The organism is Pseudomonas fluorescens (genome assembly GCF_902497995.1).
GTDB classification, from domain to species: domain Bacteria; phylum Pseudomonadota; class Gammaproteobacteria; order Pseudomonadales; family Pseudomonadaceae; genus Aquipseudomonas; species Aquipseudomonas fluorescens_BK.
Genome location: NZ_CABVII010000056.1, coordinates 1 through 1343, shown reverse-complemented (window position 1 = coordinate 1343; position 1343 = coordinate 1). Strand labels below are relative to the sequence as shown.

Sequence of the window (1343 nt, the reverse complement as noted above, 5' to 3'; positions counted from 1 at the left end):
CGACAGCGAGGGCGAGTCCATGAAAAAGCATACTTCGATTGATCAATCATTGTCTTCTGCCGATTTGTCGGCCTGCACTACCGTGGCGGTCGACCTGGCCAAGCATGTTTTCCAGCTGGCCGGCGAAGACGCCCTCGGCAAGGTGCATTACGAGCAGCGGATCAAGTCGCGCGAGGCGTTCTACGAGTTTCTCCGCCAGCTGCCGCCTCATGTCGTGGTCTTGATGGAAACCGGCCCGGGCGCTCAAGCCTGGGCCCGGCAGCTGCAGGATCAAGGCAATCTGGCGCGCATCCTGCCTGCCGGTCTGGTGGCCAAGCATCGCAGCGGCCCTAAAAATGATCGCAACGATGCGCTGGCAATCCTGCGCGCCGGTCGCGACGAAAAGATCTGCGCAGTGCCGGTCAAAACTGTCGCGGCGCTGGCCATGCAGGCATTGCATCGTGCCCGTCAAGGCTACGTGCGTCGCCGCACCGCCGTGAGCAATCAGATGCGTGGCCTGCTGCTCGAACACGGGATTGCGCTGGCACAGGGCGACGTTGCGATCAGCCAGAAAATCCCGCGGATATTGGAGGATGCCACCCAGCCGGTGCCTGCCATGTTGCGTGAGCTGATCGATGAACTGTTGGCTGAGTGGCGCCATTTGGGCGAGCGCATCAACGTCCTGACGGGACGCCTGGAAGTGGCCGCGAACGCCGACAAGACAGCCAAACGGTTGATGACCGTGCGCGGCATCGGCCCAATCACCGCTACGGCGCTGGTGGCCAAGGAAACCAAGCCTGAGCGCTTTGCTGATGCTCGAATGTTCGCCGCGTACTTCGGCATGGTCCCCGATCAGCACAGCAGTGGGAATACGGTTCTGCTGGGGGATATGACCAAGCGAGGCGATAGCTATTTGCGCAGCCTGATGATCCAGGGTGCCCACGCGGTATTGCAGCAGTTGCGACCTGATTCGCAACATCCCGACGACCGCCGTTTGTTGCGCTGGATGAGCCGACTGGGCCGCAAGGACGCAGCGATCAGGTTGGCCAATCGCAACCTGCGCATCGTCTGGGTGCTTTTACAGAATGACCAGACTTATCGTCGCCAGCCCGCCGATGGCCAGCAAGCGACGATGAGCCACTGATCCACCGAGTTCTGCCACCGAGGTACCTACTGACCAACCTGTTGCTAAAAAAACATTGACCCCTGGTAAGACCGGCGTGGATGGATGCCTAAGCTCCTACTGGCCTTCGAGGCCTGACTGTAATCGGCATGCCACGAGCTCTTCCAATTTTGGCCAGAAGCCGATGACGGCTTCCTCGAATAGGCCTAATACATAGATGCAACGGGGCGGCAGTTTTTTT

At 59.9% G+C, this 1343-nt stretch carries 1 protein-coding gene; it reads left to right on the top strand.

Annotation, left to right across the window (positions count from 1 at the left end):
* Positions 1-64 precede the first annotated feature (64 nt).
* Positions 65-1123: an IS110 family transposase gene (locus F8N80_RS30865; protein WP_150785334.1), complete on the top strand. Its 1059-nt coding sequence runs from the start codon at positions 65-67 to the stop codon at positions 1121-1123.
* Positions 1124-1343 lie beyond the last annotated feature (220 nt).